Source organism: Caulobacter sp. 1776, assembly GCF_040545685.1.
In the GTDB taxonomy this organism is placed as follows: Bacteria; Pseudomonadota; Alphaproteobacteria; order Caulobacterales; family Caulobacteraceae; genus Caulobacter.
In genome coordinates, this window is the sequence record NZ_JBEPMI010000005.1 from 252,113 (window position 1) to 278,452 (window position 26,340).

Annotated in this window: 25 protein-coding genes and 4 pseudogenes; 13 read left to right on the forward strand and 16 right to left on the reverse strand. The window is 67.7% G+C overall.

The features are described from left to right. Positions 1–6: 6 nt before the first annotated feature. The 3 genes and pseudogenes from ABIC66_RS14850 to ABIC66_RS14860 all read right to left on the reverse strand — a co-directional run. A complete protein-coding gene (locus ABIC66_RS14850) occupies positions 7–369 on the reverse strand; it encodes a hypothetical protein (RefSeq protein ID WP_354071053.1) in 363 nt (120 codons plus the stop codon). A 17-nt stretch (positions 370–386) separates the two neighbouring features. Continuing rightward, complete coding sequence (gene purL / locus ABIC66_RS14855; RefSeq protein WP_354071054.1) at positions 387–2,594, reverse strand: phosphoribosylformylglycinamidine synthase subunit PurL; 2,208 nt, start codon at positions 2,592–2,594, stop codon at positions 387–389. A gap of 129 nt (positions 2,595–2,723) precedes the next feature. Then, a pseudogene (locus tag ABIC66_RS14860) lies at positions 2,724–2,924 on the reverse strand (hypothetical protein); the annotation flags it as partial. A gap of 157 nt (positions 2,925–3,081) precedes the next feature. Between ABIC66_RS14860 and ABIC66_RS14865 the strand changes: the two are divergent. After that, positions 3,082–3,696: a peptidylprolyl isomerase gene (locus tag ABIC66_RS14865; RefSeq protein WP_354071055.1), complete on the forward strand. Its 615-nt coding sequence runs from the start codon at positions 3,082–3,084 to the stop codon at positions 3,694–3,696. An 85-nt stretch (positions 3,697–3,781) separates the two neighbouring features. Continuing rightward, on the forward strand, positions 3,782–3,952 hold the full coding sequence (locus ABIC66_RS14870; protein WP_354071056.1) for a hypothetical protein: 171 nt from the start codon (positions 3,782–3,784) through the stop codon (positions 3,950–3,952). Positions 3,953–4,022: 70 nt separating this feature from the next. Here the strand turns inward: ABIC66_RS14870 and ABIC66_RS14875 are convergent, their stop codons facing one another. From ABIC66_RS14875 to purC, 5 genes are all read right to left on the reverse strand, one after another. Further along, positions 4,023–5,945: a CocE/NonD family hydrolase gene (locus ABIC66_RS14875; RefSeq protein WP_354071057.1), complete on the reverse strand. Its 1,923-nt coding sequence runs from the start codon at positions 5,943–5,945 to the stop codon at positions 4,023–4,025. A gap of 109 nt (positions 5,946–6,054) precedes the next feature. Further along, positions 6,055–6,717: a phosphoribosylformylglycinamidine synthase subunit PurQ gene (gene purQ / locus ABIC66_RS14880; protein WP_354071286.1), complete on the reverse strand. Its 663-nt coding sequence runs from the start codon at positions 6,715–6,717 to the stop codon at positions 6,055–6,057. A gap of 127 nt (positions 6,718–6,844) precedes the next feature. Next, positions 6,845–7,330, reverse strand: coding sequence for a DUF3291 domain-containing protein (locus tag ABIC66_RS14885; RefSeq protein WP_354071058.1), 486 nt, complete (start codon positions 7,328–7,330; stop codon positions 6,845–6,847). Between the two features lie 207 nt (positions 7,331–7,537). Then, positions 7,538–7,777 carry a phosphoribosylformylglycinamidine synthase subunit PurS gene (purS, locus tag ABIC66_RS14890; RefSeq protein WP_354071059.1) on the reverse strand — a complete coding sequence of 80 codons (240 nt, stop codon included), beginning with the start codon at positions 7,775–7,777 and terminating at the stop codon, positions 7,538–7,540. Positions 7,778–7,932: 155 nt separating this feature from the next. After that, complete coding sequence (gene purC / locus ABIC66_RS14900) at positions 7,933–8,691, reverse strand: phosphoribosylaminoimidazolesuccinocarboxamide synthase (protein WP_354071061.1); 759 nt, start codon at positions 8,689–8,691, stop codon at positions 7,933–7,935. A 394-nt stretch (positions 8,692–9,085) separates the two neighbouring features. On the opposite strand from purC, the gene ABIC66_RS14905 reads away from it, so the two are divergent. Further along, positions 9,086–9,403, forward strand: a complete 318-nt coding sequence (locus ABIC66_RS14905; RefSeq protein ID WP_354071062.1) for a DUF1476 domain-containing protein — start codon at positions 9,086–9,088, stop codon at positions 9,401–9,403. Positions 9,404–9,461: 58 nt separating this feature from the next. Continuing rightward, positions 9,462–9,579 (forward strand): annotated as a pseudogene (locus ABIC66_RS14910) (hypothetical protein); the annotation flags it as partial. Between the two features lie 61 nt (positions 9,580–9,640). Here the strand turns inward: ABIC66_RS14910 and ABIC66_RS14915 are convergent. From ABIC66_RS14915 to ABIC66_RS14925, 3 genes are all read right to left on the reverse strand, one after another. Then, a complete protein-coding gene (locus ABIC66_RS14915; RefSeq protein WP_354071063.1) occupies positions 9,641–11,134 on the reverse strand; it encodes an amino acid permease in 1,494 nt (497 codons plus the stop codon). A gap of 225 nt (positions 11,135–11,359) precedes the next feature. Next, positions 11,360–12,136, reverse strand: a complete 777-nt coding sequence (gene eutC / locus ABIC66_RS14920) for an ethanolamine ammonia-lyase subunit EutC (RefSeq protein WP_354071064.1) — start codon at positions 12,134–12,136, stop codon at positions 11,360–11,362. After that, entirely contained in the window at positions 12,133–13,506 is a 1,374-nt protein-coding gene (locus ABIC66_RS14925) for an ethanolamine ammonia-lyase subunit EutB (protein ID WP_354071065.1), read from the reverse strand. Before ABIC66_RS14925 ends, eutC begins: the two co-directional genes overlap by 4 nt. A 394-nt stretch (positions 13,507–13,900) precedes the next feature. On the opposite strand from ABIC66_RS14925, the gene ABIC66_RS14930 reads away from it, so the two are divergent. Then, positions 13,901–14,323, forward strand: a complete 423-nt coding sequence (locus ABIC66_RS14930; protein WP_354071066.1) for a DUF1842 domain-containing protein — start codon at positions 13,901–13,903, stop codon at positions 14,321–14,323. Between the two features lie 66 nt (positions 14,324–14,389). On the opposite strand, the gene ABIC66_RS14935 is transcribed toward ABIC66_RS14930, so the two are convergent. Next, a complete protein-coding gene (locus ABIC66_RS14935; RefSeq protein WP_354071067.1) occupies positions 14,390–16,384 on the reverse strand; it encodes a M13 family metallopeptidase in 1,995 nt (664 codons plus the stop codon). Between the two features lie 182 nt (positions 16,385–16,566). On the opposite strand from ABIC66_RS14935, the gene ABIC66_RS14940 reads away from it, so the two are divergent. From ABIC66_RS14940 to ABIC66_RS14950, 3 genes are read left to right on the forward strand one after another with little or no spacing between them, the layout of a single operon-like run. After that, positions 16,567–17,718, forward strand: a complete 1,152-nt coding sequence (locus ABIC66_RS14940; protein ID WP_354071068.1) for a Gfo/Idh/MocA family protein — start codon at positions 16,567–16,569, stop codon at positions 17,716–17,718. 11 nt (positions 17,719–17,729) lie between these two features. Continuing rightward, complete coding sequence (locus tag ABIC66_RS14945; RefSeq protein WP_354071069.1) at positions 17,730–19,082, forward strand: Gfo/Idh/MocA family protein; 1,353 nt, start codon at positions 17,730–17,732, stop codon at positions 19,080–19,082. Between the two features lie 10 nt (positions 19,083–19,092). Beyond that, positions 19,093–19,530 carry a cupin domain-containing protein gene (locus tag ABIC66_RS14950; protein ID WP_354071070.1) on the forward strand — a complete coding sequence of 146 codons (438 nt, stop codon included), beginning with the start codon at positions 19,093–19,095 and terminating at the stop codon, positions 19,528–19,530. A 35-nt stretch (positions 19,531–19,565) separates the two neighbouring features. Here the strand turns inward: ABIC66_RS14950 and ABIC66_RS24240 are convergent. Further along, positions 19,566–19,671: pseudogene (locus ABIC66_RS24240) on the reverse strand (hypothetical protein); the annotation flags it as partial. 64 nt (positions 19,672–19,735) lie between these two features. Between ABIC66_RS24240 and ABIC66_RS14955 the strand changes: the two are divergent. From ABIC66_RS14955 to ABIC66_RS14970, 4 genes are read left to right on the forward strand one after another with little or no spacing between them, the layout of a single operon-like run. Continuing rightward, entirely contained in the window at positions 19,736–20,668 is a 933-nt protein-coding gene (locus tag ABIC66_RS14955; protein WP_354071071.1) for a metallophosphoesterase family protein, read from the forward strand. 23 nt (positions 20,669–20,691) lie between these two features. Then, complete coding sequence (locus ABIC66_RS14960; RefSeq protein WP_354071072.1) at positions 20,692–21,042, forward strand: cupredoxin domain-containing protein; 351 nt, start codon at positions 20,692–20,694, stop codon at positions 21,040–21,042. 16 nt (positions 21,043–21,058) lie between these two features. Then, complete coding sequence (locus ABIC66_RS14965; protein WP_354071073.1) at positions 21,059–21,757, forward strand: sigma-70 family RNA polymerase sigma factor; 699 nt, start codon at positions 21,059–21,061, stop codon at positions 21,755–21,757. After that, positions 21,754–22,518, forward strand: coding sequence for an anti-sigma factor family protein (locus tag ABIC66_RS14970; RefSeq protein ID WP_354071074.1), 765 nt, complete (start codon positions 21,754–21,756; stop codon positions 22,516–22,518). Before ABIC66_RS14965 ends, ABIC66_RS14970 begins: the two co-directional genes overlap by 4 nt. On the opposite strand, the gene ABIC66_RS14975 is transcribed toward ABIC66_RS14970, so the two are convergent. After that, entirely contained in the window at positions 22,497–22,991 is a 495-nt protein-coding gene (locus ABIC66_RS14975; RefSeq protein WP_354071287.1) for a DNA-deoxyinosine glycosylase, read from the reverse strand. The two genes, ABIC66_RS14970 and ABIC66_RS14975, sit on opposite strands and share 22 nt — an antisense overlap. Positions 22,992–23,000: 9 nt before the next feature. Between ABIC66_RS14975 and ABIC66_RS24245 the strand changes: the two are divergent. Further along, positions 23,001–23,161, forward strand: a pseudogene (locus ABIC66_RS24245) (hypothetical protein); the annotation flags it as partial. A 33-nt stretch (positions 23,162–23,194) separates the two neighbouring features. Here ABIC66_RS24245 and purB read toward each other — a convergent pair. After that, positions 23,195–24,505: an adenylosuccinate lyase gene (gene purB, locus ABIC66_RS14980; RefSeq protein ID WP_354071075.1), complete on the reverse strand. Its 1,311-nt coding sequence runs from the start codon at positions 24,503–24,505 to the stop codon at positions 23,195–23,197. A 155-nt stretch (positions 24,506–24,660) separates the two neighbouring features. Next, complete coding sequence (locus ABIC66_RS14985; protein WP_354071076.1) at positions 24,661–26,163, reverse strand: spinster family MFS transporter; 1,503 nt, start codon at positions 26,161–26,163, stop codon at positions 24,661–24,663. Positions 26,164–26,340 lie beyond the last annotated feature (177 nt).

Below are 26,340 nucleotides of genomic sequence, written 5' to 3' on the forward strand. Positions count from 1 at the left end.
GCCCGCCTAGTCGACGCAGATCGCGGCGGTCGCCTTGCCGTTCACGACCTTGGCGTAGCAGCCGAACTGGCGGTCGGTCTTCTGGCAGGTTCCGGAGACATCGCCCTGAGGCTCCAGATTGCCTTCCAGAACGCACGCGCCTTGGCACTGGCTCTTGTCGGTGCAGGCCTTGCCGGCGTCGGCATAGGGCGTGACGCAGGTCGGGATCTGGGCCTTGCCGACCGGCTGGATGGCGCCGCCCTTGGCCGAGCACGCGGCCGCCAGATTGTCGGCCGACGGCGCGGCGGGCTGGGTGGCGGGCGCGGCGCAGCCGGCGAGGAGCAGGGCGGCGGCCGCCAGAGAAGCGCCGAAAGGGGCGAGGATACGCATGGTGCTCAAACTCTCGTTCAGGCCCTGGGGGCGTTCATATAGCCCGGCAGCCAGGCTTCGTGAGCGTCGCGCAGTACGTCCAGCGGGATGCTGAACAGGTCCTTGGAAGCGAAGGCCTCGCCGCCGGCCACGCCCGCGACGATCGCGTGGACGCCGGCCGCCTTGGCCGCTTCCAGCACGCCATCCGGGTCCGGCGTGGCGATCAGATAGCGGGCCTGGTCCTCGCCGCAGAGGTAGGGATGGGCGTGGGTGGCGCTGGTGGCGTTCAGGGTGACGCCGACCTTGCTGGCCAGGGCGATGTCGGCCGCCGCGACCAGCAGGCCGCCGTCCGACAGATCGTGGAGCCCGGCCACCAGGCCCGAGCCGATCAGGCCACGGACGAAGTCGCCGTTCTTGCGCTCCAGGCCTAAGTCGACCGGCGGCGGGGCGCCGTCTTCGCGGCCCAGGATCTCGCGCAGATAGATCGAGGCGCCCAGTTCGCCGTGGGTGTCGCCGATCAGCACCAGCGTGTCGCCTTCGGCGACGTTCCCGAAGCCCATGCGCAGGTCGTAGTCTTCCAGCAGGCCCACGGCGCCGACGGTCGGGGTCGGCGGAATGGCGACGCCGTTGGTCTCGTTATAGAGGCTGACATTGCCGCTCACGACCGGGAAGTCCAGCACGCGGCAGGCCTCGGCCATGCCGTCGGTGGCGCGCACGATCTGGCCCATGGTCTCGGGCTTTTCGGGGCTGCCGAAGTTCAGGTTGTCGGTGATCGCGATCGGCAGGGCGCCGGCGGCCGTCAGGTTGCGCCAGGCTTCCGCCACGGCCTGCTTGCCGCCCTCGTAGGGATCGGCCTGGACGTAGCGCGGGGTGCAGTCGCTGGTCACGGCGATGGCCTTGCCGGTGCCGTGGATGCGCACGATGCCGGCGTCGCAGCCGGTGGCGCTGTCTTCCAGCGTGTCGGCCATCACGTGGCGGTCGTACTGCTCCCACAGCCAGCGCTTGGAGGCCATGTCCGGGCAGCCGACGATCTTCAGCACCGCTTCGTTCCAGTCGATCGGGGCGGGGACCTGGCCGGGATCGAGGCGTGGGTCGAGCTTGGGCTGCACCCACGGACGGTCGTACAGCGGCGCGTCGTCGAACAACGGGGCCAGGGGCACGTCGCAGACCGTCTCGCCGTGATGCTTCAGCACCAGGCGGCCGGTGTCGGTGGTGTAGCCAATGACGGCGGCGTCCAGGCCCCACTTCTCGAAGATGGCGTGGCCGTCCTGCTCGCGGCCGGGCTTCAGGACCGCCAGCATGCGCTCCTGGCTTTCCGACAGCATCATCTCGTAGGCGCTCATGCCCTCTTCGCGCTGCGGGACCATGTCCATGTTCAGCTCGATGCCGACGCCGCCCTTGCCGGCCATTTCGACCGACGAGCTGGTCAGGCCCGCCGCGCCCATGTCCTGAATGGCGGCGACGGCGCCGGTGGCCATCAGCTCGAGCGTGGCCTCGATCAGCAGCTTCTCGGCGAAGGGGTCGCCGACCTGGACGGTGGGGCGCTTTTCCTCGGAATCCTCGGAGAACTCGGCCGAGGACATGGTGGCGCCGTGGATGCCGTCGCGGCCGGTCTTGGAGCCGAAATAGACCACCGCCAGGCCCGGGCCGGGGGCGGCCGAGTAGAAGATCTTGTCGGCGTCGGCCAGGCCCACGCACATGGCGTTGACCAGGATGTTGCCGTTGTAGCCCTTATGGAAGTTGGTCTCGCCGGCCACCGTGGGCACGCCCACGCAGTTGCCATAACCGGCGATGCCGGCGACCACGCCATCGACCAGGCGCTTGGTCTTCGGGTGGCTGGGATCGCCGAAGCGCAGGGCGTTCAGTAGAGCGATCGGCCGCGCGCCCATCGTGAAGACGTCGCGCATGATGCCGCCCACGCCCGTCGCCGCGCCCTGGTAGGGCTCGATGTAGGACGGGTGGTTGTGGCTCTCCATCTTGAAGATGATGGCGTGACCGTCGTTGATGTCGATGACGCCGGCGTTCTCACCCGGACCGCAGATGACGCGCGGACCGCTGATCGGGAACTTCTTCAGCTGGTTCTTCGACGATTTGTACGAGCAGTGCTCGGACCACATCACCGAGAACACGCCCAACTCGACGAGATTGGGCTCGCGGCCCAGGCGCTTCAGAACGACGTCGTACTCGGCGGGTTTGAGGCCGAACTCGGCGGCCAATTTGGCCATGGGCTTTTGGGGCGTGCTCATGGGCGCGCCTTCTAACCCGCTCGCCTAGATTCCGCTACAGCCAGTCGCTTTTCTTGCCGACGGTCTAGCCGACGGGAGCGGTCGCTACATCGCCTTGATCAGCTGTTCCAGGCGGGCGCCGCCCTCGCCGAGCCAGTGATCGATCACGACGCCGCCCTTCTCGACGGAGCCCATGCGCAGCGACACGCCGATGACCACGGCGCCGAACAGGGCCAGCAGGATCAGGACCAGGGTCAGCAGCGGATGGACGGCGGAGCGCTTGCGGCGCTTGGCCCAGACAGGGAGGCCGCTGACATAGGTGTCTGGAAACCGCACTTCCGGGTCGGCCATGGATCCCCCAATCCTTGCGAGGGAGGAGTTTGGCTTTTCGAGGCGGAGATTCCACCGATCTCTCCTGGGCGGTGCGGCTTAACCCTAATTCTCTTGTCTAGGGCGAAGCTTTTCGCGGGAAAGGGCGCCATGGTGGGCGGATCGTTCGGAGACCGCCATGCTCGACCGCCGCGCTATCCTCGCCGCCCTGGCCGCCGCGGCCTTGGTCGCCGCCCCCGCGTTCGCGGCGAAGCGCGACCATGAGGTGCGGGTCAGGATGGTCACCGAGAAGGGAACGATCGTGCTCGCCCTCTATCCGGACCGCGCGCCGGTCACCGTGGCCAATTTCCTGGCCTACGCCGACAAGGGGCTGATGAGGGGCGGAACCTTCTATCGGACCGTCTCGCCCAAGAACGACAACAACCCGGCCGTGATCAGCGTGATCCAGGGCGGGCTGGGCGACGGCGGACCGCAGCTGCCCGCGATCGTCCACGAGACGACCAGGCTGACCGGCCTCAAGCACCAGGACGGGACGCTCTCGATGGCGCGGGGCGCGCCGGGTTCGGCGACCTCGGAGTTCTTCATCTGCCTCGGCGCCAATACAGCCCTCGATTTCGGCGGGGCGCGCAACCCGGACGGCCAGGGCTTCGCCGCGTTCGGCAAGGTGATCGAGGGCATGGACGTGGTTCGCGCCATCCACGACGCCCCGACGCGCGCCAACGCCGACGACCCCTACATGAAGGGGCAGATGATCGAGAAACCCGTAAGAATTCTTGAGCTTAGCCGGAAATAAGGCGACTCTGCCGTAGGAACGGCGCGAGTCCGGGTTCGTTCTTTTACCGTGCGTCGAGAGCGCGCTGTGAAAAAGGAGAAGCCCGATGGCTGAACAGAACCGCAATCCACAGCAGCAACAGAACGACCAACAGCGCCGAGCGCCCGGCCAGCAGCAGCAGCAGGGTGAGCAGCGCGACAAGCAGAATGAGCAAGGCCGTAATCCGGGTGGCCAAGCCGGCCAGCAGGATGAAAACGTCAGGCGCGGCGAACGCTGACGGACCGAGATACTCTCCGTAGAACGGAAGGGCCGGCGATCACCCGCCGGCCCTTTCTTTTGAGACGAGCCTACTTCGCGTCCACCACCGGCAGTTCGATGAAGCTGGCCGTGTCGCCCGCGTGGAACACCCGCTGCGTCGCCTTCACATAGTCGGTCGGCTTGGCGAAGAAGATGTTCGGCACGAAGGTCTGCGGGTTGCGGTCATAGAGCGGGAACCAGCTGGACTGGACCTGCACCATGATCCGGTGGCCCGGCTGGAAGGTGTAGTTCGCGGTCGGCAGGATGAACTGGTACTTCAGCGGCGTGTTCGGCTTCAGCGCCTTGGGATCGCTGAAGCTTTCGCGATAGCGGCCGCGGAAAATGTCCATGCCCACGGCCAGCTGATAGCCGCCCAGCTCGGGCTGGTTCGGCATCTCGTCCGGATAGACGTCGATCAGCTTGACCACCCAATCGCTGTCCGTGCCGCTGGTCGAGGCGGTGAGGTTCACCTTCGGCACGCCGGCGATCTTCAGCGGCTCCTTCAACGGTTCGCTCGTGTAGGTCAGGACGTCGGGACGGCCGTCGACGCCGCGCTGGTCGGTGACCAGCCACTGGGTCCAGCGGCTGCGGTCGGAGAACTGCAGCGGGCGCGGGATGTAGGGCACGGGCTTGGCCGGGTCGGAGACGTACTCGTCATAGGCCGCCGCGCCCTTGGCCGGGGCCGGGGCGGTGAAGTCCAGGCCGCCATTGGCCTCCAGATAGAGGTTCTTGGTGGTCTTGTTCTGGGGCCAGCTGGCGTAGCGGTTCCACTTGTTCTGGCCCGGATCGTAGATCAGCACCGGCGGGGTGTCGGCCTTGGGCCCGTCCTTCAGATATTGGTCGAAGAACGGCCGCAGCACATCGCGGCGGAACTGGGTGGCGGTGTCGCCGTCCCACTTGAACGGACCCAGGTTGAAGGCGTCGTAATTGACCTGACTGTGGCGCCAGGGGCCCAGCACCAGATAGTTCTTGTCGTTGCCGACGTCCTTGGACTCCATGGCCGGGTACGAGTGCACCGCGCCCCACATGTCCTCCTGGTCCCACAGGCCCTGGATCCACATGGTCGGCACCTTCAGCGGCGTCTTTTCCATGGTCTTGTCGAGGGCCTGCTCGCTCCAGAAGCTGTCATAGGCCGGGTGCTCGCTGAGCTTCTTCCACCAGGGCAGCTTGTCCAGGCCATGGTTCTTGGCGTAGTCGCCGGCCGAGCCCTCGCGCAGGAAGTTGGCGTAGTCGTCATAGCCCTGGCGCTGGACGCTCTCGCCCGCGCCGCGGACGGAGGTCTGGCCGGTGAAGTAGTCGAAGTTCGGCTGGCGGAAGGCGCCGAAGTGGAACCAGTCGTCGCCCATCCAGCCGTCGACCATCGGGCTCATCGGCGCGGCGACCTTCAGGGCCGGGTGCGGATTGACCAGGGCCATGACGACCGTGAAGCCCTCGTACGAGGAGCCCAGCATGCCGACCTTGCCGTTGGTCTCGGGGACGTTCTTCACCAGCCAGTCGATGGTGTCGTAGGCGTCGGTGGAGTGGTCGACCTCGGACGAGTTCAGCGGCCCCTTCAGGGGGCGCGTCATCACGTAGTCGCCTTCCGAGCCGTACTTGCCCCGGATGTCCTGGATCACGCGGATATAGCCGCCGTCGCCCACGAAGGCCTCGTCGCCCTGGGCCAGCGTCCCGGTGATGCGCGGGCTGTCGAAGCGCGCCGTGCGCTTGGCGGCGTTGTAGGGCGTGCGGGTCAGCAGGATCGGCAGGTTCTTGCCGCCCTTGGGGATGACGATGACGGTGTAGAGCTTGGTCCCGTCGCGCATCGGGATCATCACGACGCGCTTTTCGTAGTCGTAATTGACCTTGGCGGCGACGTACTTGCCGTCGATGTCCGGCGTGAGCGGCGGGGTCTGCGCTTGGGCGGCGACGCTGGCGAACGCCGTGACGGCCACGGCGGCCAGCAGGCCCGCGCGCAGGGTGGAGACGAGACTCATGGATTTGGCCCTCCTACTGAGGCGGGCACCTTAGGCTCGGGATTTTTAGACTGCTACGGTGTAACAGCGCCGCTCAGCCCACTTTTTGATCCGTGGGCGGCGGGGCGCGTCAGGCGCTCTGGAAGACGCTGCGGAACAGCAGCGCGCCGTCTTCCGAGCCCAGGTCAGGGTCGAACGAGCGGTCGGGGTGGGGCATCAGGCCCAGCACGTTGCCGCCCTTGTTGACGATGCCGGCGATCGCGCGGGCCGAGCCGTTCGGATTGTCCTGGTAGCGGAACACCACCTGGCCCTCGCCCTCGATCCGGTCCAGGGTCTCCTCGTCGGCGAAATAGTTGCCCTCGCCGTTGCCGACGGTCATCACCGCCTGGCGTTGCTCGCCGTAGCCGGCGGTGAAGCGGGTCTGGCTGTTGACGATGTCCAGGCCGACCGGCTTGCAGACATATTTCAGGCCGGCGTTGCGCAGCAGGGCCCCGGGCAGCAGGCCGACCTCGGTCAGGACCTGAAAGCCGTTGCAGATGCCGACCACGGCGACGCCGTTGTTCGCGGCCGAGACGACTTCCTTCATCACCGGGCTCTGGGCCGCCATGGCGCCGCAGCGGAGATAGTCGCCGTACGAGAAGCCGCCGGGCAGGACGATCAGGTCCAGGTCGTCCGGCAGGGCCGTCTCCTGGTGCCAGACCATTTCGACACGCGCTCCGGCGGAGCGCTCGATAGCGACCTTGCAGTCACGATCGCAGTTCGAACCCGGGAAAACGACGACGGCGGCTTTCATGGCGCGGGCCTGTAGCACCGTTCGCATTGATTTGTCATCCCGGGCGAAGACCCGGGACCGCAAGAAACGCCGAGCTTGCGGCGGTCCCGGCTCGGCGCGCTGCGCGCTTGGCCGGGATGACAATCCCTCACGCGCACTCGTCCAGCTCGGGCCGCACCGGCTCGCCGGTTGGCGCGGGGAAGGGAGTCTTGAACGTGAACGCCGCGGGGGTCGGGCCGTGGGCCTCGATCAGAGCGATCTTTTCCATGGCTTCCTCGACCGTCGGCTCGTGGCCGACCGGGACCCACCAGAGGGCCATGTAGAAGTCCAGGTGCTCGAACCACTCCTTGCGGCGGCGCATGATCTCGACGTGGGCGCTGCGATAGACGAAGGCGCCCAGCGAAGGGATGTCTTCCCAGGTCGAGAGGTTGGGGATGTAGAGCGGGTCGCCGCCGATCGAAAGGTCGGTGGCGTTGTTGCCGTCGCCCTTCAGGCGCCAGACGAAGCCCGGCGAGGATTCGGCCAGGGCGTTGATGCGGTCGAGATTGTCCGCGAAGTCCTTGATCATGGGATGGTCGATCGGGGCCCTCAGGCGTCCGACATTGACCTCGGCCAGGTGGAACTTCGCGCTCATCGACGGTCTCCCTTCTCGTCTGCTCGCCGAACATCGTGCGGCGAAGCTGCGAGGGGAAGGGGGCGGGCGGAGAATTTTCCGCTCTCACTACGAGCTGTCATCCCGGACAAGCGCGAAGCGCGCCGATCCGGGACCGCAAGAAGCGCTGAACTCGTGGCGGTCCCGGCTCTTCGCTGCGCTGCGGCCGGGATGACAGGAACTCAGAGGCTAGGTGACGTCGATGCGGTAGCTTTCGATGACCGTGTTGGCCAGCAGCTTCTCGCACATGGTCTTGACCTCGGCCTTGGCCTTCTCGGCGTCGGTCTCGGCCAGGTCGAACTCGATGACGCGGCCGACGCGGGCGTCCTTCACCGACGGCCAGCCCAGGCCATGCAGAGCGTTCTCGACGGCCTTGCCCTGAACGTCGAGCACGCCGGGCTTCAGGAACACGTGGACGGTGGCTTTCACTATCTTCTCCTCACCCGTGAAACGGGGGAGGGGGACCGCGAAGCGGTGGAGGGGGCGTCGCCCGGCCATCCATCGCGTCGGGCTTTGCGCCCCCCTCCGTCACGCGGCTTCGCCGCGCGCTACCTCCCCCGCGGGCGGGGGAGGAGAACCCAAGCTTAGTGCACGCCGCCTTGGATGACGGTCGGCATTTCCTTCATGATGCCCAGGCGGCGGGCCACCTCGGTATAGCTCTCGATGACGTTGCCCAGGTCCCGACGGAAGCGGTCCTTGTCCAGCTTCTCGTTGGTGGCGGCGTCCCAGAGGCGGCAGCTGTCGGGGCTGATCTCGTCGGCCAGGATGATCCGCGAGAAGTCGCCTTCGTAGATGCGGCCGAACTCGATCTTGAAGTCCACCAGCGTGATGCCGACGGCGCTGAACAGGCCCGACAGGTAGTCGTTCACCCGCAGGGCCGTGGCCATCATGTCGTCGATCTCCTGGGTGGCGGCCCAGTTGAACGCGGTGATGTGCTCTTCCGAGACCATCGGGTCCCCGAGCTTGTCGTCCTTGTAGTAGAACTCGATGATCGAGCGGGGCAGGGGCTGACCTTCGGTCAGGCCCAGGCGCGTGGCGATCGAGCCGGCGGCGATGTTGCGCACCACGACCTCGAGCGGGACGATCTCGACTTCCTTGATCAGCTGCTCGCGCAGGTTCAGGCGGCGGATGAAGTGGTTCTGGACGCCGATCGAGTTCAGGCGAGTCATGATGTACTCGCTGATCCGATTGTTGATGACGCCCTTGCCTTCCAGGACCGCTTTCTTCTGCGCGTTGAACGCGGTCGCGTCGTCCTTGAAATATTGGATTAGGGTGCCCGGCTCGGGGCCCTCGTACAGGATCTTGGCCTTGCCTTCGTAGATCTTCTTGCGACGGGTCGTCATGGCTCTCGTCGAGGCCCTTCTGGAAGCGCGCGCCGGCCCTGGCGGGAAGAAAGTCCCCGGAGAAACGAAAAGCGCGCGCGGCGGATAGCTGCGCGCGGCGTTCGACTCAAGGCCGCTCACTGAAAAATGTCCGATGGAACCTACCCGAATGAGCGCGAGCGCGCAAACAAAGGTGGGGCTTTTTGGTCTATGCTCGGATCGGAAACGTCGGCTGCGGCCTATCCGCCGATTGCGGCGGAGACCGCCACGGGATATGCAGCCGGCTGAAGAGCATGATAGCCGAAAATGGACGCCGTTTTCGGCGACCATCATGCTCTAAATGTTTAGAATTGGAGCCTGTCGCGCCAGAGGGTTTATCTGGCGGCGACGGGCTCTCGGCGACTTTGGGGCCTTCATGACCACCTTCGACGAACGCGAACAGGGTTTCGAACGCAAGTTCGCGCACGACCAGGAACTGGAATTCAAGGCGACCGCGCGCCGCAACCGCCTGCTGGGCGAATGGGCGGCTGGCCTGATGGGCCTGGCGACGGTCGAGGAATATGCTCGCGCCGTGGTCAAGTCCGACTTCGAACAGCCGGGCGACGAGGACGTGCTGCGCAAGGTCTTCGAGGACCTGAAAGGCTCGGGCGTTTCGGTGTCCGAGGGCGAGGTGCGCATGAAGATGGACGAGCTGCTGTCTCACGCCCGCGAGCAGATCAAGGCCAGCGAGTAACCGCCACGCCTTCCAGCGCTAAGAACGAGGCCGCTCCAAGGGGCGGCCTTTTTCATGTCTGGGCTGGCCTTGCTTCACAAACCAAGTCCACTTTTCGTGTCATCCCGGCCGGAGCGCGCAGCGCGTAGAGCCGGGACCCAGGGGCGACCGCACTGCGCCGGCCCCTGGGTCCCGGATAGCTTCTGCGAGGCTTCCGGGATGACACGGTTTTGGGATCCTGACGCGTGAATTCGGATCCTAGTGGCTCTCGTAGGCCGCCTTGCCGCCGTTGATGGCGAAGGCTTCCTCGGGCGACAGCACCAGCTTCTTGCGGCCGACGGCGGCGAAATAGGCGATTCCCACCGCGAACCAGACCGCCACGCCGATGACGCCGGTCCGATAGACCGGGTCCTTCAGTTGGTAGACGATCGTCACCAGCGAGATGATCACCGTCAAACCCGCCCCAGCCACGCCGAACATGCTCTTGTAGGGCCGCTCCAGGTCCGGAAGCTTCCGGCGTAGCAGAATGTAGGACGCGCCCTGGGCGACGTAGGACAGCATGGCCCCGAACACGGCCATGTTCAGCAGGGTCCCGCCGATCACCGCCGCGCCCTTCTCGGCGCCGAGGGCGAACCAGACGACCAGCATGACCGCCAGACCAGCCAGCGAGCCGGTGATCAGCGCCACGTCCGGCGTCTTGCGCACCCCGTGGGTCACCGACAGGGCGCGGGGGAAGTAGCCCGCTCGCGACAGCGAGTAGATCTGCCGGCCATAGGCGAAGATGATCGCGTGGAAGCTGGCCACCAGGCCGGCCACGGCGACCGCCGCCAGCACCTTGGCCAGCGAGCCGCCATAGATCGCGCGGAACCCGTCCAGGATCGGCTCGCCCGACTTGGACAGGGCGAAGGTCCCGGCCGGGATCGAACTGTTCAACCACAGCACCAGCAGGGCCGAGGCGATCAGGGTCAGCATGCCCAGGATGATGCCCTTGGGCAGGTCGCGCTGCGGCGTGTGCGATTCCTCGGCGGCCAGGGGCAGTTGCTCGATGGCCAGGAACAGCCAGACCGCGAACGGCAGCTGGGCCAGGGCCCCGCCGATCCCGGCCGGCAGGAACGGGCCGTGGCCGTCCTTCAGCTCGGTCCCGCCCGGGCCGACGTTCAGGGCGTACTTGGCGAAGTCGGCGTGGGGCAGGGCGCTGACCCAGAACACGGCCAGGCAGGCCAGGGCCAGCAGGGTGATGAACACCGTGAAGCGGAACGACATCGCCACCCCGCCGGCGTTCAGCCCGACGAACACGACATAGGCCCCGATCCAGTAGAGCGGCTGCACCCAGGCCGGCGTCCCGAAGATGCCGCCCAGATAGCTGCCGATGAAGAAGCAGACCACGGCCGCGGTCAGAACGTATTCAACGTTCTCGCACAGGCCGGTGACGAAACCGCCCCAGGGGCCCATGGCCGATCGCGCGAACGAATAGGCGCCGCCCGTATGCGGCTGGGCCGCGGCCATCTCGGCGATCGAGAAGGTCAGGCCCAGATACATGACGGTGATGATCAGGGTGGCGATTAGCATGCCGCCCCAGCCGCCGACGCCCATCCCCAGGTTCCAGCCCGAGAACTGGCCCGAGATCACCGCCCCGACGCCCAGCGCCCACAGCGAGAACACGCCCGCATAGCGCTTGAGGCCGCGTTTCTCGAAATAGCCGTCGTCGACCTTCTCGTAGCTGACGCCGCCGCCCGCCGCTGGTTCGCTCATGACTCGTCCCTCCATGGCCTCGAGGCCAAGGGTGCGCCCCGTCCAGAGTGTCGGCGACTCTCGGCCTTTGGGGAACGGTGTTCTCCCGCAGCGACGTCCACTATTTCGGCGCCTGGTGAGGAAGGCGCGTAAATCAATGTCATCCCGGGCGAAGCGCAGCGTAGACCCGGGACCGCGGCAAGCGTCGGCGCCGTAGCGGTCCCGGCTCTTCGGCCGGGATGACAGCTAGGGGGAGGGCAGGATGGGCGGCGAGACCAACAACGCGGTATCGCTCTCGTCCTTCAGCGCCACGCCGGTCAGCGACAGGCGCAGGGCCTCGCGCATCAGCCAGGCCAGCTTGAATGCGGCCTGTGCGTAGGAGAGGCCCTCGGCGCGGATGTTGGAGACGCAGTTGCGCTCGGCGTCGGTGCGGCCGATGCGGGGCTGGAAGGTCAGATAGGCTCCCAGGCTGTCGGGCGAGGACAGGCCGGGCCGCTCGCCGACCAGAAGCAGAACCAGCCGCGCGCCCAGCAGCTCGCCGACCTCGTCGCCCAGCGCCACGCGGGCCTGGCTGGCGACCGTGACGGGGGCGAGGCTCCAGCCCTCGGCCTCGACGTGCGGCAGCAGGGCGGCGATCAGCGGCGCGGCGTGGGCGTGGACGGCGGCGCCGGACAGGCCGTCGGCGACGACGATCGCCAGGTCGGCCGGGCCGCGCGCGGCGGCCAGGGCGATGCGGCTGGGATCGGACAGGCGGCGCCCCAAGTCCGGCCGGCGCAGATAGGTCGCGCGGTCGGGCGCGGCGCTGTCGACGCGCAGGGTGGAGACACCCAGCGCCTCGATCCCGGCGGCCACCGTCTCGGCCTCGAACGGCGCGTGGACCGCGTCGCGCGCCTGGGCGTGGGCCAGGGAGAAGGCCAGCACCTCGCGGGTCGGCAGGCTGGATCCCGAGCGGCCGATGGCGATCCGGGCCGGGGTGCGGGTCCGCAGGGCGCTCCAGGGATCGGGCGGAACGAGACGGCTCATGCGCCGGCCAGCAGCGGATGGCTCGCGCGAGCAGGGACCAGGCGGCCGTCGTCGCTGGTGATCCGCAGCCGCGCCAGCCAGGCCTCGAACTCCGGCGCGCGCTTCAGGCCCAGCAGCTCGCGGACATAGAGGGCGTCGTGGAACGAGGTCGACTGGTAGTTCAGCATCACGTCGTCGGCTCCCGGCACGCCCATGACGAAGGTGACCCCGGCGGTCGCCAGCAGGGTCAGCAGGCTGTCCATGTCGTCCTGGTCGGCCTCGGCGTGGTTGGTGTAGCAGACGTCCACCCCCAGCGGCGCGCCCAGCAGCTTGCCGCAGAAATGGTCCTCCAGCCCCGCCCGGATGATCTGCTTGCCGTCGTACAGATATTCGGGGCCGATGAAGCCGACGACCGAGTTGACCAGCAGCGGCTCGAACGCGCGGGCGACGCCATAGGCGCGGGCCTCCAGGGTCTGCTGGTCGACGCCATGGTGCGCGCCGGCCGACAGGGCCGAGCCCTGGCCGGTCTCGAAATACATGACGTTGTCGCCCACGGTCCCGCGCTGCAGCGAGCGGCCAGCGTCCAGGCCTTCCTTCAGCAAGTCCAGGGTGACGCCGAAGCTCGTATTGGCGGCCTCGGTGCCGGCGATCGACTGGAAGACCAGGTCGACCGGCGCGCCGCGCTCGACCAGTTCGATGGCGCTGGTCACGTGGGTCAGCACGCAGGACTGGGTGGGGATCTCGAACCGCCGGATCAGGTCCTCCATCAGTCGCAGCAGATCGGCCAGCACCGCGGGGCTGTCACTGGCCGGATTGATGCCGATCACCGCGTCGCCGCAACCGTACAGCAGGCCATCCAGGATCGAGGCGGTAACCCCCGCCGGATCGTCGGTCGGGTGGTTGGGCTGCAGGCGCACGGCCATGGTGCCGGGCAGGCCGATGGTGTTCCTGAACCTTGTCGTCACCCGGCATTTGCTGGCCGCCAGGATCAGGTCCTGGTTGCGCATGATCTTGCTGACGGCGGCGGCCATCTCCGGGATCAGGCCGGGCGCCAGGCGGGCCAGGACGGCCGGGGTGGCGGTCTCGGACAGCAGCCAGTCGCGGAACTCGCCGACGGTCAGGGACGCCACCGGCGCGAAGGCCGCGGCGTCGTGGCCGTCCAGGATCAGCCGAGTGACCTCGTCGGTCTCGTAGGGAACCAAAGCCTCGTTCAGGAAGGTCTTCAGCGGGACGTCGGCCAGGGCCTGCTTGGCGGCGACGTTCTGCTGGGCGCTGGTCGCGGCGATCCCGGCCAGGGCGTCGCCCGAACGCGGCGGCGAGGCCTTGGCCATCAGATCGGCCAGGCTGTCGAACCGCCACGTCGTCGCGCCGATGGTCGAGGCGAAGGCCATGCTTCCTCACAAGCCGCGTTCAGGGGCCGCGTTCAGGGGCCGCGTCCAGCAGGAGGGTGGCCCGAGAAACGTCCGGCCGCAAACGCCAAGCCGGCGGCGCGGACGCGCGGCGCGACCGTGCTTCCTTCTTGATCAGGCTGGATCCGGCCAACGGCCGGAAGACCGATGTCGATTTATTCTAAACACCGCCCGAACGCCGGGCTTCGGGAGCGAACCGTCCAACGGTTGCGACTCAAGGCCTCGGCGCGCGGCGTCCAGCGCGTGCGTTTAGGCAATGCACTTATGAGTTGTTAGAAATTCAAGTTTCCGCATAGGTTTTACTGGCATCGCCGGAGGGAAGGATCAATGTCCCGCCGGACCGGTCGTCCCGACCGGCCAAACGGGAGGACGTTCAATGACCGCGGAAGTCGGTACGCTTCACACCCAGAAGACCGCCAGCGATGTGATCGGTCTCTATTTCGTCAAGGCGGTGGTCGGGAACGCCGGCCTGCCGGGCGCCCCGCTCGTCAACCTGGCCCTGTCGGTGCAAGCCGCCTCGGGCCATGTCGCCGGCATCGCCGAGATCACCCAGGCCATCCCCGGCGGCAACCACCGGTTCCCCGTCACCGGCCAGATCTATCAGACGGGCTTTGGGCCCAACCACCAGCTGGTCTCGCTGCAGGGCGACTTCGTCTACAGCGTGCCGCCGCCGGCCATCGGCTCGTTCCTGGCCAAGTTCACCGCCGCCCTGTCGGTGGACCAGCAGTGGGACGGCTCGGGCGGGTTCAACTATGTGACGACGCACGTCGAGAACGTGCCGGTGAAGAAGATCGCCTAGACCTTCACCAGGCCCCTCCGCTCGCGCCGCCCGGTCAGGCGGCGCGAGCATCGTTCGACGGACCGCCTACCAGATGCGCGAGCGCTTCTCCGGCGGCAGGTAGAACTTGTCGCCCGGCTTGACGCCGAAGGCGGCGTACCAGGCGTCGACGTTGCGGGTCGGGCCGATGACCCGGAAGTTCGACGGCGAGTGCGGGTCCGAGGCCATCTGTTGCTTCAGCGAGTCGTCGCGCGACTTGTCCTGCCAGCTTTGGGCGAAGGCCAGGAAGAAGCGCTGGTCGCCGGTCATGCCGCCGATCACCGGGGCGGGCTTGCCCTTCAGCGAGGCGTGGTAGGCGTCATAGGCCACCTGCAGGCCAGCCAGGTCGGCGATATTCTCGCCCATGGTCAGGGCCGGATTGATCTTCATGCCGGGCACGGGCTCGTAGGTCGCGTACTGGCCGCCCAGCACGGCGGCCTGGGCCTCGAAGCGCTTGGCGTCCTCGGCGGTCCACCAGTCGCGCAACTTGCCGGTGTCGTCGATCTTGCGACCCTGGTCGTCGAAGCCGTGGCTGATCTCGTGGCCGATCACCGCGCCGATCGCGCCGTAGTTCACCGCCGGATCGGCGGCCGGATCGAAATAGGGGGCCTGCAGGATGCCGGCCGGGAAGACGATCTTGTTCTCCAGCCCGCCGTTGTAGGCGTTCACGGTCTGCGGGGTCATGCCCCACTTGCCGTGGTCGACCGGCTTGCCCAGGTCCGAGAGGGTGTAGGCCCACTCGAAGGCGCCGCTGCGGCGGACGTTGCCGTAGAGGTCGTTGACGTCCAGCTTCAGGCCCGAATAGTCGCGCCATTTGTCGGGATAGCCGACCATCACCGACATCTTCGACAGCTTGGTCAGCGCCGCCTGCTTGGTGGCCGGGGCCATCCACGGGGCCTTCTGGATGCGCTCGGCCATGGCCGTCTTCAGATTGGCGATCAGGTCGACCATCTGGGCCTTGGACGAGGGCGGGAAGTACTTGGCGACATAGGCCTGGCCGACCAGTTCGCCCAGGCTGCCGTCGACCAGCTGCACGCCGCGCTTCCAGCGGGGACGCAGCTGGGTCTGGCCCGACAGGACCTTGATGAACTCGAAGCGGCTGTCGACGAAGCGCTTGGAGAGATACGGCGACATCTCCTGCACGCCCTGCACCGTCTGCCAGGCCTTGAGAGTCTCCAGCGGCGTGTCGGCGAACAGCTTGGCCAGGTCGCGGACGGCGGTCTTCTCGCCAAGCACCACCTGGCTGCGGCCGGTGATCCCGGCGGCGGCCAGATACTCAGTCCACGGCACTTCCGGCGCATAGGCCTTCAGCTCGTCCATCGTGACGGGGTTGTAGACCTTGTCGATGTCGCGGCGGTCGGCGACCGGCCAGCTGACCTTGGCGATCGCGGTCTCGAAGGCGATCACGTCGGCGGCCGACTTGGCCGGATCGGCATAGCCGGCCATCTTCAGCGCCCGCTCGGCGAAGGCCTTGTAGGCGTCCAGCTGCGGCTTGAAGCCGTCGGTCAGATAGTAGTCGCGGTCGGGCAGGCCGAGGCCCGATTGGCCGATATAGAGGGTGTTCAGCTCGGGGTTCTTGGCGTCCGGATAGATGTCCAGCGAGAACAGGTCGGGGCCGAAGCCGCCATGGGCCGCGCCCAGGGCCTTGGCCAGTTCGGCCTTGCTGGAGACGGCGGCGATCTTGGCCAGGTCGGCCTTCAGCGGCGCGTCGTCGATCTGCTCGACCTTGGCCTCGTCGGTGAAGCCCTTGTACAGCGCGCCGATCGGGGTCGAGGCGTCCGCCGTCTCGATCAGGGTGCGCAGCTGATCCTGCGAGCGGTTGTAGACGTCATAGCCGACGCCGGCCGAGGCCTGGTCGGCCGGGATGGTGGTCTTCTTTTCCCAGGCGCCGTTGGCGTACTTGTTGAAGTCGTCGCCGGGCTTCACCGCCAGGTCACGGGCCGTCAGGTCGACGCCCCAGGCGCCGTACATCGGCTTGTCGGCGGCGACGGCCGCGCTGGAGATCGCGACCGCCGAGACGGCGGCCAGCAGGAAGATGCGCATGTGTAGGATCCCAAACCCCTCGAAGGGCGGGATGCTGCACCAAGCGCGACGGCGGCGCAGATGAATTTCCCGTAATGTGGTGTCGACCGCGTACGACCTCGGAGGGTATTTCCTCCGTCGCGTTTTAGTGGTCTGATCTCTTTCAATAGGTGGTCAGGCCAAACTGGCGCGTGGAGGAAGCGATGAAAGACCTAGCGAGCCGTCGTACGTTCCTGATGGCCGCCGGCGTCGGCGGCGCGGCCCTGGCCGGGGAGGCGCTGGCCCAGTCGGGAACGATCAGCCAGGACGTCGCCGGACCCGGTCCGATCGTCACGCCCCGCCACAAGATCCGGTTCGCGGTGATCGGCCTCGACCACTATCACATCATGAGCATGACGGCGGCCGTCAAGCGGGGCGGGGGCGAATGCGTCTTCGTCTACGCCTACGGCAACGACGAAAAGCAGCTGGCCGACTTCAGAAAGCAGCACGGCGACGTGCCGTTGGCCCGGAGCATCGACGAGATCCTGAACGACAAGTCGATCCAGCTGGTCGCCGCCGCCCCGATCCCCGACCAGCGCGTCCCACTGGGCCTGAAGGTGATGGCGGCGGGCAAGGACTACCTGTCCGACAAGCCGGGCATCATCAGCCTGGCGCAGCTGGCTCAGGTCCGCGCGGCGGTGAAGGCCACGGGCCGCAAGTACGCGATCATGTATTCCGAGCGCCTCGAGGTGCCCGCGGCGATCAAGGCCGGCGAACTGGTCCAGGCGGGCGCGATCGGCAAGGTCGTCCAGACCGTCAACCTGGCCCCGCATCGCATCGGGACCGGCCGCCCGGACTGGTTCTGGGACAAGGCCCGCTACGGCGGCATCCTGACCGACATCGGCTCGCACCAGGCCGACCAGTTCCTGTTCTACACCGGCAGCAAGACCGCCAAGGTCGTCGCCAGCCAGACCGGCAACGTCAACAACAAGGACCACGCCAAGTTCGAGGACTTCGGCGACATGACCGTCGTGGGCGACGGCGGGACGGGCTATGTCCGGGTCGACTGGTTCACGCCCGACGGCCTGGGCGTCTGGGGCGACGGGCGGCTCTTCATCCTCGGGACCGAGGGCTATATCGAGCTGCGAAAATACATCGATCCGACGGGGCGGCCGGGCGCCAACCACCTGCTGATCGTCGACAAGAAGCAGGCCCGCTACATCGACTGCAGCCAGGTCGCCCTGCCGTTCGGGCCGCAGTTCGTCAACGACATCGTCGAGCGCACCGCCACCGCCCAGGACCAGGCCCAGGCCCTGCTGGCCGCCGAGCTGGTGCTGACCGCCCAGAAGACCGCCACCCGTCCGGCTCTGGGTTGAGGAGGATGACGATGAGGAAGCCTTCCCGCCGCGCCGTCATCGGGGCCGGCATCGCCTTTCCGACCATCGTGCCGGCCACGGTGTTCGGTCAGAACGCGCCGTCGAACCGGATCAACATCGGCGTCATCGGCGTCGGGCGCATCGCCCGCGGCCACGACATGGCCGAGACCTTCAAGTACGACCACGCCCAGATCCTGGCGGTCTGCGACGTCGACTCCAAGCGCCTGGCGCTGGGCAAGCAGTTGGTCGACGAAACCTACAGCAAGAAATACGGTCGGACCTGGGACAGCGCCCGCACCTATGGCGACTATCACGAACTGCTGGCGGCCAAGGACATCGACGCCGTCATCGTCGCCACGCCCGACCATCAGCACGCCATTCTGGCCGTCCACGCGGTCAAGGCCGGCAAGGACGTCTATCTGCAGAAGCCGGCCTCGCTGACCATCGCCGAGGGCCGGACCATGGCCGACGCGGTCGCCGCCACCGGCCGCATCTTGCAGATCGGCTCGCAGCAGCGCTCCGACAAGCCATGGCCGCAGTTCCGCCGCGCCTGCGAGCTGGTCCGCAACGGCCGCATCGGCCAGCTGAAGCACGTCGAGGTCGGCCTGCCGGGCGACCCTTCCGGCCCCGAGGCGCCGGAGCAGCCGATCCCGGCCAATCTGAACTACGACGCCTGGCTGGGCTCGACGCCGGAGGTCTATTACACCGAGATGCGGGTGCACCCGCAGGGCTCGTTCGACCGGCCGGGCTGGCTGCGCTGCGAGCAGTTCACCGCCGGCATGATCACCGGCTGGGGCGCCCACCACGTCGACACCGCCCACTGGGGCATGGACATGGAGCACTCGGGCCCGGTCGAGGTCTGGGGCTCGGCCGAGTTCCCCAAGAGCGGCCTGTGGAACGTGCACGGCAAGTTCCTGACCCACGCCCGCTACGCCAACGGCGTGACCATGGACATCTCGGGCGACTTCCCGAACGGGGTGAAGTTCATCGGCAGCGACGGCTGGATCTTCGTGGCCCGCGACGCGCCCGTCACCAGCAGCGACCCCAGCTTCGGCCAGAAGCCGACCCCGTCCCTGGCCGCCAGCGATCCGAAGATCCTCGACAGCGTCATCGGCCCCAACGAGATCCACCTGCGCCGCTCGGAGGAACAGCACGGCGACTGGCTGGACTCGATCCGCAGCCGCAAACCGCCCGCCGCCACCGCCGAGGTCGGCCATCGCGCCTGCTCGACCTGCCTGCTGCACCACGCGGCTATGAAGACCGGCCGCCGTCTGAAGTGGGATCCCAAGGCCGAACGCTTCCTCGGCGACGACGAGGCCAACGCGATGCTCGGTCGCCCGCAGCGCAAGCCGTACACGTTCTAGGAAGATGGCGATGATCACCAAGCGCGACCTCGCGATCGCCACCGGAGCGGCCGTCCTGACCCTGGCTGGCGTCGCCGTCGCCCAGGCGCCCAAGCCCGCCCTGATCGGCCCGTCGGTTTGGCGCTGGGAGGACCTCAAGCCGCATGACACCGACGTCGGGACCTACGCCCAGATCGCCCGCGGCCCGACCGCGACGCTGGACGAGCTGGAGCTGCACGTCACCACCCTGAAGCCCGGAACCAGCTCGCACCCGCCGCACCAGCATCCGAACGAGGAGCTGGTGATCATCCGCGAGGGCCAGGTCGAGACCTTGTCCGGCGGCGAATGGAAGAAGGTCGGCCCGGGCGGCGTGATCTTCAACGCCTCGAACAGTCCGCACGCGCTGAAGAACGTCGGGACGACCAACGCGGTCTATCATGTGATCAACTGGAAGCCGCCGGGGCGGTAATCCTCAACATGTCATCCCGGAAGCGCGTAGCGCTATCCGGGACCCAGGGGCCGCCGCACTGGTCGTGGCTCCTGGGTCCCGGCTCTCCGCTTCGCTGCGGTCGGGATGACACGGAGAGGCGCGGCCGAGGTTTTTCACCACCGCCGGGAATAACCCCGCGCCCACCCCCGTCTAGCTCCTCAGACCTTGAGTCCAAGGAGCCAAGATGGACGATCATCACGAAGACCGGCGCGGATTCCTCAAGTGCATGGCCTGGGCGGGAACCGGCGCGCTGTTCACCCTGGGCGGCGGGCTGGCCAGCTCGATCAGCCTCGACCAGGCCGCGGCCAAGCCCTACGGCGCGAAGGCCAAGGGCTTTTCCTTCCTGCAGATCAGCGACAGCCATATCGGCTTCAACAAACCGGCCAATCCGGACGCCAGGGCCACCTTTCGCGAGGCGGTGGGCAAGATCCTGACCCTGCCGGTCAAGCCGGACTTCATCATCCACACGGGCGACGTGACCCAGCTGTCGCGGCCCGAGGAGTTCGACGACGCCGACCAGATCCTCAAGGAGGCCGGCCTGACCGTGTTTCACGTGCCGGGCGAGCACGACATGCTGGACGAGGGCGCGGGCAAGGCCTTCCTCGACCGCTATGGCAAGGGGACCAAGGGCGCGGGCTGGTACAGCTTCGACCACAACGGCGTGCACTTCGTGGCCCTGGTCAATGTCGTCAACCTGAAGGCGGGCGGCATGGGCAGCCTCGGCCAGGACCAGCTGGAATGGCTGGAGAAGGACCTGGCCGGCCGCTCGGCCTCGACACCGATCGTGGTCTTCGCCCACATCCCCCTCTGGACGGTCTATGCCGACTGGGGCTGGGGCACCGATGACGCCGCCCAGGCGCTGGGTTATCTGAAGCGCTTCGGCTCGGTGACCGTGCTGAACGGCCACATCCACCAGATCACCCAGAAGGTGGAGGGCAATATCGCCTTCCACACCGCCCGTTCGACCGCCTTCCCGCAGCCGGTGGGCGGCGAGGGGCCGTCGCCGGGGCCGCTGAAGGTGCCCGCCGCGCAGCTGCGCTCGATGCTCGGGATCACCAGCGCGACCTTCGTGCGCGGCCAGGACCGCATCGCGCTGATCGACGACACGCTCGCCTAATCCCTCAAATCACAAGGCTCTTCATGTCCCGCTTTCCCGCTCTCGTCGGCGCCCTGGCGCTCGCCTTCTGCTCGGCCGGCGCCGCCGTCGTCACGCCTGTCGCCGCCGCGACCGTGCCTGCCGGTCCGACCGTCCGGATCGACAACTTCACCTTCGGCCCCACGGTCCTGACGGTCGGCGTCGGGACCACCGTGACCTGGGTCAACCAGGACGACATCCCCCATACGGTCGTGGCCAACGACAAGTCGTTCAAGTCCAAGGTCCTCGACACCGACGAGCGCTTTTCCTTCACCTTCACCAAGCCCGGGGAATTCGGCTATTTCTGCTCCCTGCATCCCCACATGATCGGCAAGGTGGTGGTGAAGCCGAGCTGAGGTGCGAGCGCTTTCGATGACCGGCCTGGCCATCCTCCGCCCGACGATCCGCGCGCCCGGCCAGCTGTTGGGCGCGCGCGTCCTGGTCCTGATGCTGGGCCCGCTGCTGGCCGTCGCCGCGCAGGGCGGGCGATGGGGCGGCGGGCGGGCCTGGTGGCGCGCTCGCGCCCGGGCGGTGTCGACCGGACCCGAGGACTTCGACGCGGTGGTCTTGGTCCACATCGACGCGGCCTACAACCTGGCGCGCTACCTGACCGGTGACGTCGAGCTGGCCGAGGACATCGTCCAGGACGCGCTGCTGAAGGCCTATCGCGGCTTTCCGACCTATCGCGGCGACAACGCCAAGGCCTGGCTGCTGACCATCGTCCGGCGCGGCTTCATCGACTGGTCGAACGCGCGCCGCGCGGGCCGTGCGGTCTTTTCCGAGGCCGAGACGGCCGAGGACGCCGGGGACCATGTCGCCGACCCCTCGGACTCGGCCGAGGCGCTGCTGCTGCGGGCCGCGGACGTCTCGACCGTCCAGCGCGCCCTGCAGGCCTTGCCCGAACCGTTCCGCGAGAGCCTGATCCTCCGCGAGATCGAGGGGCTGTCCTACCGCGAGGTTGCCGAGATGACGGGCGTGCCCCAGGGCACGGTCATGTCGCGCCTGGCCCGGGGGCGCGAGCTCCTGGCGCGGATGCTGCGCGCGGCCTCGATATCGGAGGAGTCGCGATGAGCGATTGCGACACCAACCGCCTGCTGCTGCAGGCGATGATGGATGGCGAACTGGACGCCGCCGGGGTGCTGCGGGTCGAGCAGCACCTGAAGACCTGCGCCGCCTGCGCCCAGGCGCTGGAAGACCTGCGGCTGGTGCGCGGAGCCTTGGCCACGCCCGGCGTCGCCCATGCCGCGCCAGAATCCTTCAAGCGGCGCATGGCAATCGCGATCGACGCGGAGACGCGTGCGGCCAGACACGCGCCCAGGCGCCAGGCGGGGTACGCCGGCGTCGGTGCGCTTGCGAGCCTCGCCGCTCTCGCCATGGCCTCGGTGCTGATTGTGACCGGCGTCGGCCAGATGCGAACCGGCCTGGCGGACGAACTGGTCGCCGACCATGTCCGCTCGCTGCAAGCCAATCATCTGGTCGATGTGGAGACGTCCAACCGCCACGTCGTCAAGCCGTGGTTCGACGGCAAGGTCGCCTTCGCCCCCACCGTGGTGGACTTCGCCGACCGGGGATTCCCGCTGGCCGGCGGACGCCTGGACTATGTCCAAGGCCAGCCGGCGGCGGCGCTGGTCTATCGGCGTAGCCTGCACGTGATCAACGTGTTCGTCTGGCCGGGCGACGCGCCGACCGACCGGTTCGGCGTGGTCGGCCAACGGAATGGCTACGCGCTGCTGCACTGGCGGGCCGGCGGCCTGAACTACTGGGCGGTGTCGGACCTGGACCCGGCCGAGCTGCGGCGATTCCGGGATCTCTATGTCGACGCGCTCAAATAGGCCCCAAGCGCCGACCAGGTTTCGGCCTTCTGCGCGAAAGTCCGGGCCGCATGGGCCGGGCTGGAGGAGGGCAGGGCCAGGGTCGGGACGCGGCCGCCAACCAGCCGCCCGCCCAGCTTCGCCGCCGTCCCGCCGTTGAAGGCGACCAGGCGCAAGGCGGGCAGGGTCTCGATCAGGGTCAGCAGGTCGTTGGCGGCCGGATCGCGGATGGCGGCGTCCAGGCTGCCTGGCCGCTCGGCCTCGGCGATCACGTCCCAGAGGCCGACGCCGTGGGTGAGCAGCGTCGTCAGGCGGTCGTCATAGGCCAGCGGGACGAGGGGCGTATCCAGCACGCTCTCCATCAGTCGCCAGAAGGCGTTCCTGGGATTGCCGTAGTATTGCCGCGCCGCCAGCGAGGCCTCGCCCGGCAGGCTGCCCAGGATCAGGACGCGGGTGCTCGCGTCGACGACCGGAGGGAAGCCCGCCTTGCGCATGGGGGTGGGTTGGAACGGCGTCATACCCCACACCATAGCCCGTCATTCCCGCCCTTGTGGCGGAAACCCCTCTATCCGCCGCAGGTGGGGAGGGGCGGATCGCTGGCGATCCGCTTGCTTCTCACGTGTTAGCTGAACCAGGGGTTCCCGCCACAAGGGCGGGAATGACGGTGAAATTTGGGATGAGCGGTAGCGGCTACCCTCTACCCTTGCTCTCCGAACACGCGCTTGAAGATCACGTCCACATTCTTGGTGTGATAGCCGTAGTCGAACAGCTCTTCGAGCACGGTGTCGGACAGGGCCTTGGAGACCACCGGGTCGGCCTTCAGGAAGTCGATGAACCGGCCTTCGCCGCGCCAGACCTTCATCGCGTTGCCCTGCACGGCCGCATAGGCGTCCTCGCGCGACACGCCCTCTTGCGTCAGGGCCAGCATGACGCGCTGCGAGAAGACCAGGCCGCCCAGCTTGTCCAGGTTCTTGGCCATGTTGTCGGGATAGATGTTGAAGCGCTCGATGACGCCGGCCAGGCGCCGCAGGGCGAAGTCGAGGTGGATGGTGGCGTCGGGGCCGATGCCGCGCTCGACCGACGAGTGGCTGATGTCGCGCTCGTGCCAGAGGGCGACGTTCTCCATGGCCGGGACCACGGCCGAGCGGACCAGACGCGCCAGGCCCGTCAGGTTCTCGGTCAGGATCGGGTTGCGCTTGTGCGGCATGGCCGACGAGCCCTTCTGGCCCGGATCGAACGGTTCCTCGGCCTCCAGGACCTCGGTGCGCTGCAGGTGGCGGATCTCGGTGGCCAGGCGCTCGACCGACGAGGCCACCACGCCCAGGGCGGCGAAATAGGCCGCGTGGCGGTCGCGCGGGATCACCTGGGTCGAGACCGGCTCGACCGCCAGGCCCATCTTGTCGGCCACGTGCTGCTCGACGCGCGGATCGACATTGGCGAAGGTGCCCACGGCCCCCGAGATGGCGCAGGTGGCGATCTCGAACCGGGCCATCGCCAGGCGCTCCTTGGCGCGCTGGAATTCGGCGTAGTAGCCGGCCAGTTTCAGGCCGAAGGTCAGCGGCTCGGCGTGGATGCCGTGGCTGCGGCCGACGCAGACGGTCATCTTGTGCTCGAGCGCCCGGCGCTTCAGAGCGGCCAGGACGAGGTCGACATCTTCCAGCAAGAGGTCGGTGGCCTTGCTGAGCTGCACGGCGAAACAGGTGTCCAGCACGTCCGAGCTGGTCATGCCCTGGTGCAGGAAGCGGGCTTCCGGACCGACGATCTCGGCCACGTGGGTCAGGAAGGCGATGACGTCGTGCTTGGTGACGCGCTCGATCTCGTCGATGCGGTCGCTGTCCCAGACCGCGTCGCGGCCCTTTTCCCAGATCGTCTCGGCGGCGAGCTTCGGGATGGTCCCGATCTCGGCCATGGCGTCGGCGGCGTGGGCCTCGATCTCGAACCAGATCTTGTACTTGGTCTGGCTGGACCAGATGGCGGCGGCTTCGGGGCGGGCGTAGCGGCTGATCATGGGGCGGCCGTTTCGGCCCGACCGCCCCGGGAGTCAAGGGAAGAGGGTTATTACTTAGCGTGGGATGCGGTTACTCGCCCCTCCGCGCTTCGCGCTCCTCCCCCGGAGGGGGAAGACGACGCGATCCTTCTTCCCCCTCCGGGGGGGCAAGCCTTTTACGCCCCCGCCCGTTCCTTCATGTGCTTGACCATGCCGATGCCGGCCAGGGCGTAGTGCGCGGCGGCCCAGGCGTAGAAGCACAGCGAGACGATGATGCCCTGCTGGGTCGAGCGGGCCATGGCGCCAGCGCAGGCCTTGGCCAGTTCGGGCGCCGAGCCCTTGGGGGCCAGGCCGCCGGGGCAGCTGGCCCCGAAGCTGGCCGCGCCCGGCTCGCCGAACGCGCCGGAGAGGGCGTGGAAGATGCCGCTGGACGTCGGGTGGTTGAAGTTGAACTGCGCCAGGTGATCGATCAGCCAGCCGGTGAACACCGGCCCGCCGCCCAGGGCGATCAGGTTCAGGAAGAAGAACAGCAGGGCCGTGGCGGTGGCCCGGCGGCGCGGCTCGACCGAGTTCTGCACCACGGCGAAGGTCGGGGCCAGGTAGGTGTAGTGGAAGATGCCTGGGACCAGCAGGATCAGGGCCGTGGTCTGCCAGTTCGTCTGCAGGTAGGCGGCGATGTAGATCGGCGTGCAGATCAAGAGGCCGATGGCCGGGGTCAGGGCGTACCACTTGGTGCTCTTCTTGCCGGCCCAGTCCGTGAGAAAGCCGCCGACCAGGGTGCCGACGCCGGCCGAGAAGCCGCCGATCAACCCGACGATCAGACCGACCTGGGCCAGGCCCAGGCCATAGGTGCGCACGAAGTAGGGCGGCACGAACGCGCCCGAACCGTATGAGCCGAACGAGGCGATGGTCACGCCCAGCACCATGTGCAGCACCGGCCACTTGCCGAACAGCACCTTGGCCACGGCCCACAATTCGGAGAACTCGGCGGCCATCGAGAAGCGCGGCTTGGCGGCCGGCTCGACGACCAGGGCCTCGGCCTCCAGCGGCCGCTCGATGATCTCGGAATGGCCGCGCGGCGGCTCCTTGACCACCAGCTTGACGATCGCGGCCAGGATCAGGCCCGGCAGACCGACGATGACGAAGGCGACGCGCCAGCTGAACTCCTGGGCCAGCCAGCCGCCGGCCACCGCGCCGAACATGGTGCCCAGCGGGATGCCGAACGAGTAGATCGACAGGGCCGAGGCGCGCTTCTTGGGCTCGTAATAGTCGCTGATCAGCGAGTGGCTGGCCGGCGAGCAGCCGGCCTCGCCGACGCCGACGCCGAAACGGAACAGGGCCAGCTGGCCGAAGGTGGCGGCCGCGCCGCACAGGGCCGTGAAGCCCGACCAGATCACCAGCGACAGCGAGATGATGCTGACCCGGTTCCAGCGCTCGGCCAGGCGGGCGATCGGGATGCCCAGGATGGTATAGAGCAGGGCGAAATAGAGCCCGCCCAAGAGGCCCAACTGGGTGTCGGACAGCTTGAGGTCGACCTTGATGGCCTGGCCGATGGTGGCGATGATCGTCCGGTCGATGAAGTTGAAGGTGTAGGCCGCCAGCAGCAGCCCCAGCACCGTGGCCTTGTAACCATTTGAATAAAGCGGCCGTTCGCCGCCGGACGCACGCGCGTCGGCCATGCTGACTCTCTCCCTTCAAACATTTGTTCTATTTCTTGAAGGGACTGTAGACGCAGCGGAAGCCAAAGCGCCAGAGGCTAATTTTCTCCTCCCTCGCGCAGCGGGGAGGTGGCGGCGAAGCCGACGGAGGGGGCGCTATCGGCCTCGAACGCCCCCTCCGTCACGGCGCGTATTCGC

Bases quoted from the DNA above. Each gene is read 5' to 3' on its own strand.
- ABIC66_RS14905 (WP_354071062.1), top strand. From the start codon at position 9,086: ATGACCACCTTCGACGAACGCGAACAGGGTTTCGAACGCAAGTTCGCG.
- ABIC66_RS14975 (WP_354071287.1), bottom strand. From the start codon at position 22,991: ATGCGCAAGGCGGGCTTCCCTCCGGTCGTCGACGCGAGCACCCGCGTC.
- ABIC66_RS14935 (WP_354071067.1), bottom strand. From the start codon at position 16,384: ATGCGCATCTTCCTGCTGGCCGCCGTCTCGGCGGTCGCGATCTCCAGC.
- ABIC66_RS14915 (WP_354071063.1), bottom strand. From the start codon at position 11,134: ATGAGCGAACCAGCGGCGGGCGGCGGCGTCAGCTACGAGAAGGTCGAC.
- ABIC66_RS14940 (WP_354071068.1), top strand. From the start codon at position 16,567: ATGAAAGACCTAGCGAGCCGTCGTACGTTCCTGATGGCCGCCGGCGTC.
- ABIC66_RS14985 (WP_354071076.1), bottom strand. From the start codon at position 26,163: ATGGCCGACGCGCGTGCGTCCGGCGGCGAACGGCCGCTTTATTCAAAT.
- ABIC66_RS14865 (WP_354071055.1), top strand. From the start codon at position 3,082: ATGCTCGACCGCCGCGCTATCCTCGCCGCCCTGGCCGCCGCGGCCTTG.
- purC (WP_354071061.1), bottom strand. From the start codon at position 8,691: ATGACGACCCGTCGCAAGAAGATCTACGAAGGCAAGGCCAAGATCCTG.
- ABIC66_RS14945 (WP_354071069.1), top strand. From the start codon at position 17,730: ATGAGGAAGCCTTCCCGCCGCGCCGTCATCGGGGCCGGCATCGCCTTT.
- ABIC66_RS14930 (WP_354071066.1), top strand. From the start codon at position 13,901: ATGACCGCGGAAGTCGGTACGCTTCACACCCAGAAGACCGCCAGCGAT.
- ABIC66_RS14965 (WP_354071073.1), top strand. From the start codon at position 21,059: ATGACCGGCCTGGCCATCCTCCGCCCGACGATCCGCGCGCCCGGCCAG.
- purL (WP_354071054.1), bottom strand. From the start codon at position 2,594: ATGAGCACGCCCCAAAAGCCCATGGCCAAATTGGCCGCCGAGTTCGGC.
- ABIC66_RS14870 (WP_354071056.1), top strand. From the start codon at position 3,782: ATGGCTGAACAGAACCGCAATCCACAGCAGCAACAGAACGACCAACAG.
- ABIC66_RS14850 (WP_354071053.1), bottom strand. From the start codon at position 369: ATGCGTATCCTCGCCCCTTTCGGCGCTTCTCTGGCGGCCGCCGCCCTG.
- eutC (WP_354071064.1), bottom strand. From the start codon at position 12,136: ATGAGCCGTCTCGTTCCGCCCGATCCCTGGAGCGCCCTGCGGACCCGC.
- ABIC66_RS14885 (WP_354071058.1), bottom strand. From the start codon at position 7,330: ATGAGCGCGAAGTTCCACCTGGCCGAGGTCAATGTCGGACGCCTGAGG.
- ABIC66_RS14925 (WP_354071065.1), bottom strand. From the start codon at position 13,506: ATGGCCTTCGCCTCGACCATCGGCGCGACGACGTGGCGGTTCGACAGC.
- ABIC66_RS14955 (WP_354071071.1), top strand. From the start codon at position 19,736: ATGGACGATCATCACGAAGACCGGCGCGGATTCCTCAAGTGCATGGCC.
- ABIC66_RS14875 (WP_354071057.1), bottom strand. From the start codon at position 5,945: ATGAGTCTCGTCTCCACCCTGCGCGCGGGCCTGCTGGCCGCCGTGGCC.
- ABIC66_RS14960 (WP_354071072.1), top strand. From the start codon at position 20,692: ATGTCCCGCTTTCCCGCTCTCGTCGGCGCCCTGGCGCTCGCCTTCTGC.
- ABIC66_RS14970 (WP_354071074.1), top strand. From the start codon at position 21,754: ATGAGCGATTGCGACACCAACCGCCTGCTGCTGCAGGCGATGATGGAT.
- purB (WP_354071075.1), bottom strand. From the start codon at position 24,505: ATGATCAGCCGCTACGCCCGCCCCGAAGCCGCCGCCATCTGGTCCAGC.
- purQ (WP_354071286.1), bottom strand. From the start codon at position 6,717: ATGAAAGCCGCCGTCGTCGTTTTCCCGGGTTCGAACTGCGATCGTGAC.
- ABIC66_RS14950 (WP_354071070.1), top strand. From the start codon at position 19,093: ATGATCACCAAGCGCGACCTCGCGATCGCCACCGGAGCGGCCGTCCTG.